Annotated in this window: 6 protein-coding genes and 3 pseudogenes; all 9 read left to right on the top strand. The window is 29.1% G+C overall.

The genetic code is table 11. From position 1 onward, the window contains the following. Positions 1 to 303 (top strand): annotated as a pseudogene (locus KE503_RS14000) (hypothetical protein); the annotation flags it as partial. Positions 304 to 538: 235 nt separating this feature from the next. Continuing rightward, on the top strand, positions 539 to 1,555 hold the full coding sequence (locus KE503_RS13995; RefSeq protein ID WP_212385653.1) for a hypothetical protein: 1,017 nt from the start codon (positions 539 to 541) through the stop codon (positions 1,553 to 1,555). 270 nt (positions 1,556 to 1,825) lie between these two features. Further along, positions 1,826 to 2,812: a hypothetical protein gene (locus tag KE503_RS13990; protein WP_212385651.1), complete on the top strand. Its 987-nt coding sequence runs from the start codon at positions 1,826 to 1,828 to the stop codon at positions 2,810 to 2,812. A 116-nt stretch (positions 2,813 to 2,928) separates the two neighbouring features. Further along, entirely contained in the window at positions 2,929 to 3,243 is a 315-nt protein-coding gene (locus tag KE503_RS13985; RefSeq protein WP_212385649.1) for a hypothetical protein, read from the top strand. A gap of 165 nt (positions 3,244 to 3,408) precedes the next feature. Next, complete coding sequence (locus tag KE503_RS13980; protein ID WP_212385647.1) at positions 3,409 to 3,687, top strand: hypothetical protein; 279 nt, start codon at positions 3,409 to 3,411, stop codon at positions 3,685 to 3,687. Beyond that, the gene (locus tag KE503_RS13975) at positions 3,671 to 4,081 is read left to right on the top strand and encodes a type II toxin-antitoxin system VapC family toxin (protein ID WP_212385645.1); all 411 of its coding nucleotides are present in this window, start codon (positions 3,671 to 3,673) and stop codon (positions 4,079 to 4,081) included. The genes KE503_RS13980 and KE503_RS13975 overlap by 17 nt, the downstream gene beginning before the upstream one ends. Before the next feature lie 181 nt (positions 4,082 to 4,262). Further along, complete coding sequence (locus KE503_RS14635) at positions 4,263 to 4,508, top strand: hypothetical protein (protein ID WP_249183086.1); 246 nt, start codon at positions 4,263 to 4,265, stop codon at positions 4,506 to 4,508. Positions 4,509 to 5,132: 624 nt separating this feature from the next. Then, positions 5,133 to 5,579, top strand: a pseudogene (locus KE503_RS15110) (AAA family ATPase); the annotation flags it as partial. After that, positions 5,579 to 5,756, top strand: a pseudogene (locus KE503_RS15105) (GDP-mannose 4,6-dehydratase); the annotation flags it as partial. The pseudogenes KE503_RS15110 and KE503_RS15105, both read left to right, overlap by 1 nt.

Here is a 5,756-nt window from a genome sequence, read left to right as displayed (position 1 = left end):
GATGATATTTATATGATAAAAAGTGAGAAAGATGAAATTCATGTATATGCAGGTAAATTTGATAACATAGATTATCAAATATTATCGGATAAGATAATAACGAAAAAAATAAGTGATCAGGAAATGGATAATATAAACAGCGATAAAAGAGAAAAAGTAGTAGGAAATTTATGGATTCATAATGGAAAAATAATTTTTCTAAAAGCTAGTTTATTTCCAATAGATCCTGAAATTATTGCCTGTATTGGTATAATAATGGAAGGGGTAATGTTTATAAAAAAATCAAGGAAGTCATGTATTTAAGGATATTTGGATTAGATATATAATAATGTTTCTATGAGATGAACTGTAGATAAATCTCAAATTGATTATTGTAATTATGTAAGTTGTCATTGATAAATAAGTGTCACTGAAAAAACAGGTATAATTCTCAGAAAATAATAAATTTTTATCTATATTTTTTGAATGATTATGCCTGTTTTATTTTATATTTACAAAGAAGATGAGAAAATAATTTTATGTTAGGAGGGTGAGGGATATGAAAAAAATATGGATCGTAGCCATGACTATGTGTATTTTATTAACAGGTTGTGGAAGTAAAAAACAGGTAAAAAAAGCAGACTGGAAAACAGACAAGATCCTTGCAACAACGAGTTATCATCAGCAGACAGGATGGGCAGATTCAATTATAGAAAACAAAAAATATGTTATTTATACAAGAAAAGATCGAAAAATCATTCGATATGACAAAGAAACAGGCGAAAAGAAAAAGCTGTTTCAGTTAGATAAAAAGCAGAATATAGAAGATATGGTGACAGCATTAGAGATATATCAAAATAAGTTATACTATTTAAATGCGAACCGTTTATATGAATCTAACATAGATGGCAGCGATAGAAAACTGGTTGCAGATGCAGATAAACTGAAAGGATTTGAAGATGAAATAAAATGGATCGGAAATTTCCAGCATTATAAAAACAAAATATATCTGGTAATCGGCGGCTCAGATATCTATGAATTAGAAGAAAACAACAAAATAAAACGAATCGTAGAAGGTGCAGTTCAGAGCTGTTTTTATAAAGGAAGTTTATATTATAAAAACTCCTATGATCCAGCAATTTATAAAATGGATCTGAAAACAAAAAAATCAAAACTGGTAAGAGGACAGGAAGCACCAGAAGATGATGATCAATATGATAAGATCATGAAATATAATGATTTTTATATGATTGATGGGAATTTTTACTATGGTGCAATTGTAAATAATGTACCAGAGAAAACTGGACTTTATAAATATAATACAAATGGAAAAGATCAGTTGGAAATAAAAGATAAAAAGGGATATGCTGCATATTCAGCACAAAAAGGTGTGTATATCAATAAGGAAACTGATAAAGACGACGATCTTACATTGATGCTGTATGCCAATAACAAAAAGAAACAGTTACCAGAGAAATTTGATGCTCAAAATGATATGACGATCATAGATGGTTATTTATTGTATTTGGAAGACGAAAGAGAAGATAAAGTGTATAGTATGATAAAATTACCATAGATGAGATAAATTTGGGTTCATGCAGATCTTACGAAAATGAGGAAATTGTGAGTTTCCGGTTAAAACCTTACCACTATATACAATGTCGAAACTTCAATATAGTTTTTCTTAAGTAAAGAACGGAATGCAGATTGAACAGAAAATTACAGTATAGTAAAATAAATGACGAAGACAATAAAAGTTGATACATGGTAGGTGGGGTATTATTGGAATTTTTAATAATACCCCTGAATTTTGGAAGGTATCATTTGAAGAGTAGGTGTTATATTTATGAAATTTCGTAAAATGGATAATGTATATAAAGAATGGATATTTTTATTCTTAAGTATGGTTATATGCTCATGTGGGATGACATTATTCCTTTTCCAGCAAATGAAAATAAGAGATTTTGAAAAAATAAAAAAGTCGGACTATTATTTGAAAAATGGATATGTTAAAAATACTATATTGGAAAAGAAAACAGAAAATCAAGATAAGAGATTAAAGATAAAATTGAAAGATGGAGAAACAATTTATCTTGTGGAAAAGGAACGAGAATTTCCGGAATATCCTAAAATTCCTAATAAAATAAAAGATGATAAAAAAATAGCATATTTGATAAATGATAATAACATAGTATTATCCCTAAAAGTAGATAGAAAAGAATATCTTCCGATTAGTGAGGTACAAAGATGTGAGTTTATGAATCAATTAATGTGGATAATATTAATAGGTGCATCTATTGCTGCTGGAATTTTCTTTATATACATGATATTTTATACTTATAAAAATGCAGAGGAATCACAATTTGAAACAACCAAAATTAGATGTAAATCAATCCCAGAAATTATTTTTTTAATATCATTAATTCCAACATGGTTTTTGCTTTCGGTAGATCAAAACAGTTCTTTTGTTATGATAACAGTTGCTAGGCTATGGATGATTTGGAATTTTTGGATATTACCAATAATTATCATTGGACGTTTTTTGATTAATCCTAGAGATGATTATGGATTTGGAGGTCCTTATTCAAAAAAAAGCATTTCAACAATATGTATAGTAATAGCTGAAGTATGTTTGGTAGCATTTTCCGAAATAAGTATAGCTGAAAGTAATCTTATAAGAATTGGCTTATTATTAGCAGTGATAATTTTTATTTTTTCGCATTTTTATCTAAAAAATAAAGTATCCAGTGAAACAAAATTTACGTTTGAGTTGGTAGTTAGTATGTATAGTGTTTTCTTTTTCTTTTTATTAGATTATTTGAAAAATTTTTAATATCCATGGAGGTACTATGTGTATAAAAGTAAAATTTACATTTTCATGTGATGATGAAAGTGTAAATAAAACAAATTTAGAGTTATATAATCATTATATTTTCTTTTAAAGTAGCGATGGACAAAGAAGAATGGAATGATGCGGCAGCATTTAAAATTTGTTTTCCAAAGCATTATTGTCAAGAATATGATGATATTGATAATGAATACAATGAATGTTTAATATGTTATAGTAAAGAAAAAACAGATGAGTTGTTTTATGCACAACCGAAAGGATATATTAAAAAGCATCAAGATGATCTTGGAATTGCTATTTTAGATGGAACTGCGGAGATGGTAATGCTGCCAAGATTAGTAGAAAAATTAAAAGAAGCAGGAGTAGAACAAAAATATTTTCAACCAATTATAAGTAAGAGAAGGAAAATATTGTGAGTCAGAAGGTAGCACAAGTAATTAAGGAGAATGTTCCAGATGTTGAATTTTATCCTATTTTTAAGAGAACAAATGTTTGATATACTGTACTTTTGTCATATTGTTTGATATAATTTGCTTAATAAGACACAAATTCATATAGAATAATAAAAGGTGGTGTTATATATGACGATGTTACAAGAAAAAGCAGTTCAAATGATACAAAATATGTCAGATGAAAATGTAGGTTTTTTAATAGAAATTATTCAAAGGCTGATACCTCAAAAAAAACATATAGAGATTATTTATCAATCTCAATCGGTTGATCCAAATAAAGAAAAAATGCAAGCATTTCAAGAACTTGTAGATACAAGAGATGATGTAAAGAAGTATTTACCAGATGATTTTGATCCAGATGCAGAATTAGAAGCTGCAAGAAAGGAGAAATATGGTTGTATTGATTGATACAAATGTAATTATTGATTTTTTAATTGCAAGAGAACCTTTTTATAATTCTGCATTACAAGTTATAAAAAAGTGTGCTTCAGGAGAAGTTAATGGATATATAGCGTTCCATTCTTTACCTAATTTATGGTATATTCTTAGAAAAATTCCGGAAGAGACAAGACGTGAGTGGTTAGAAAAAATTTGTAAAATTTTGAATGTGACTTCTGCTACACATGAAGCTGTTATAAAAGCAATTAAAATGGAAAATTTTAAAGATTTTGAGGACTGTTTACAAGATCGTTGTGCTGAAAATGTAGCAGCAAATTATATTATAACACGGAATACAAAAGATTTTGAAACATCTATTGTTTCAGCTATTACGCCAGAGGAATGGCTAAAGAAATTTAAGTAGTGGTGAAACTTAATACGATAATGCGGACAATTGACCCGTTCATAAGAAGCTACGGCACCAAATGTGGTAATAAAGTTGATTTTAAAGAAGGTCGCTGGTAAATCGTACCTTCCTGAAAATACAGTATAGTAAAATAAAGGACGAAAACAATAAAAATTGATACATGATAGGTGGGGTATTATTGGAATTTTTAATAATACCCCTGAATTTTATATTGAAGTCAAATGTACAATTTACATTAGCATATATGGATGAACAAGTAGAATGGAAAGTAAAGAAACATATTGCACGATTTACATATCAACTAAAAAAATATAAGACAGGAAAACGTTTTGGAGGAAATTATATATATAAAATAAATCAGGAATCAGAATTATATAAACAGATTATAAATTTTTATGATTTAAATAGAAAGACTGTGGAATAGCAGCATTAGATGGAACGGGAGAACTGATGCTGTTACCCAAATTAGCAGAAGAATTGCAAAAAGAAGGTATTGATCAGAAATATTTTCAACCAGTTCTTAGTAAAAGTAAACATATATTACCCAAAGCGGAATAAAAGAATTGAAAGATGTTAATTTAACATATGAATTTTTTGACGGATATCAGGAAATTCTCATCAGTAGAAAAGTGGCAGAGGTTATTAAAAAGAATGTTCCGGATGCGGAATTTTATCCTGTTTTCAAGGATACTACATATATAAAATAATTTAAAAAAAATATTGATAAAAATACAACAATTTGATAAAATATGAAATAGGTGTTACTTCACATTGACGTGAATGGCGGTTTGCTTCCTGCGGGGAGTTCTAGCCCCAAGAAAGCATGATACCAAGACAGAAAAATGATCGCCTAACCTGGTAAAGTGGCGATCATTTCAAAACACTTAAATATCAGGCAAACCGTCATCGGTAGCACCTTTCTTTATTAATATATTAACATTATAATTATTTTATGTCAATGAAAATCATATTATGAACATCGATAAATCCAAGGAAAGAAAAATTTGATTATCATAAGCAGAAATAGAAAATTAAAGAAGGAGCTGTCATGGGAATCTATTTAAATCCAGGAAATGAAAAATTCTATAGATCAATAAACTCAGAAATTTATGTGGATAAGACAGGATTAATCGGATATACAAACAAGATACTGAATACAATGCAGCAAAACGTCTGAGTTAGCAGACCTCGTCGTTTCGGAAAGACTATGGCAGCAGATATGTTGACAGCTTATTATAGTTTGGGGTGTGATTCAAAGAAATTATTTCAAGGATTAGAGATTGCTGAAGATCCAGATTTTGAGAAGCATTTGAATAAATATAATACAATATTTATCAATGTTCAGGAATTTCTAAGCAGAACTAACGGCACAAACAAATTAACTGATAGAATTCAAAAGATCGTACTTCAAGATATTCAGAACGAATATCCAGAGATTGATTATTTTGACAAAGATGATCTGTCAGAATCTATGCAGGATGTTTACGAAGAAACTTCGTAAGAACAAACGTAGAAGGAACCGTTGTACTGTTAGATGCAGCAAAAAAATATGGTGTAAAACGTTACCATCAGGTATCCACAGATGAAGTATACGGAGATCTTCCATTAGACCGCCCAGACTTATTCTTCACAGAGACAACACCACTGCACACATCAAGCCCATACAGCAGTT

Source organism: Anaerostipes sp. Marseille-Q3525, assembly GCF_018223505.1.
Taxonomy (GTDB): domain Bacteria; phylum Bacillota; class Clostridia; order Lachnospirales; family Lachnospiraceae; genus Anaerostipes; species Anaerostipes amylophilus.
This window is presented reverse-complemented; position numbering and strand designations above follow the sequence as displayed.

What these genes read in the sequence shown, in the direction of transcription:
- KE503_RS13995 (WP_212385653.1), top strand. Translation starts at nt 539, where the DNA reads ATGAAAAAAATATGGATCGTAGCCATGACTATGTGTATTTTATTAACA.
- KE503_RS13990 (WP_212385651.1), top strand. Translation starts at nt 1,826, where the DNA reads ATGAAATTTCGTAAAATGGATAATGTATATAAAGAATGGATATTTTTA.
- KE503_RS13985 (WP_212385649.1), top strand. Translation starts at nt 2,929, where the DNA reads ATGGACAAAGAAGAATGGAATGATGCGGCAGCATTTAAAATTTGTTTT.
- KE503_RS13980 (WP_212385647.1), top strand. Translation starts at nt 3,409, where the DNA reads ATGACGATGTTACAAGAAAAAGCAGTTCAAATGATACAAAATATGTCA.
- KE503_RS13975 (WP_212385645.1), top strand. Translation starts at nt 3,671, where the DNA reads ATGGTTGTATTGATTGATACAAATGTAATTATTGATTTTTTAATTGCA.